Source organism: Mangrovimonas sp. sgz306409, assembly GCF_059735265.1.
On the sequence record NZ_JCAPEU010000034.1, the window covers coordinates 1 to 1,068 of the forward strand.

At 31.3% G+C, this 1,068-nt stretch carries 1 protein-coding gene; it reads right to left on the minus strand.

Going from position 1 to position 1,068, the window contains the following annotated elements; all coding sequences use genetic code 11:
* Positions 1-42: 42 nt before the first annotated feature.
* Positions 43-1,029: a thioredoxin fold domain-containing protein gene (locus AC6I5C_RS17805; protein ID WP_497906348.1), complete on the minus strand. Its 987-nt coding sequence runs from the start codon at positions 1,027-1,029 to the stop codon at positions 43-45.
* Positions 1,030-1,068 lie beyond the last annotated feature (39 nt).

A 1,068-nucleotide genomic window follows, 5' to 3' on the forward strand; every position in this document is an offset into this window, starting at 1 on the left:
AATCGGAAGCAATGAATTATACACTGTGTTACCACACGTTTTTTATAATTTGCTTAGCCCACGATCAAGGAAGTCTAAAAAATCTTGGGAAGACTTAGTGTATTGAAATTTTTCCAAAACTTGACCATCAGAGTTTAATATTACAAAAAGTGGTTGTGTATTGCTTTGGAATTTTGTTATTTGATATTCACTGTTTTTTTGTCCTATAGTTTTGATGGTTTTACTATAAACTTTTGAGTTGAACCATTCTTTTTCGGGTAATTGAGTTCTGTCGTCTACGTATAGGTTTATGACAAGGAAGTTGTTTTTTAAAACGTCAAAGATTGGTTTCATTTTGAAAATATTATCCTCCATTTTTCTGCAGTTAACACAGGCGTAGCCAGTAAAATAAAGTAAAATTGGTTTTTTATTTTCTATGCTTAGTGTTGATAGCTCATTAAAATCCACATTGCCTGGGTTGTTGAAAATGTCTGTCAATTCAACGTTGGAAACTGTATTTACTTCTTTTATTGATTCACTAAAGGATATAATGGCTTCCTTGTATGAATTGAAGGTTTGGTTGTTATTTTTTAGAAATATATAGAATTCAGAAATATATTGTTCGGGCATTTCTAATTGCTGAAGCAGTAATTTGTCTTCTTCCCAATTATTAATGTTGGCAGGTCTTTTTTCAAGAGCTATTGAGGCCTCATTGATGTTTCTTAATTTTTGGTATTGTTCAGTTTTTTTAAAATCAAGGATTTTATCGAAAAAGTGGCGATAGGTTAGTTCAGAACCATTATTGTTTTCACTGACAATGTCCATTAGAAATGTAGCGGCAATAGGACCATTGGAGAATATTGTTAGATCTATAGAATCAATCCCGCAACCAACAAGTTTTAAGAGGTTGTTTCGAAATTCTTCTGTTGCCTTTGTATCATTGAAGTTTGAATTGATTTTTTTAGATAGTATTGATTCACAATCGTTTTGTTGAGGATATATGTTTGAAATGGAACATAAGAATAATAGCAAGAATAATTTTTCTTTCATATGTGTGGTAACGGTTTGTGTATAGTTTCGTTGCGTGAA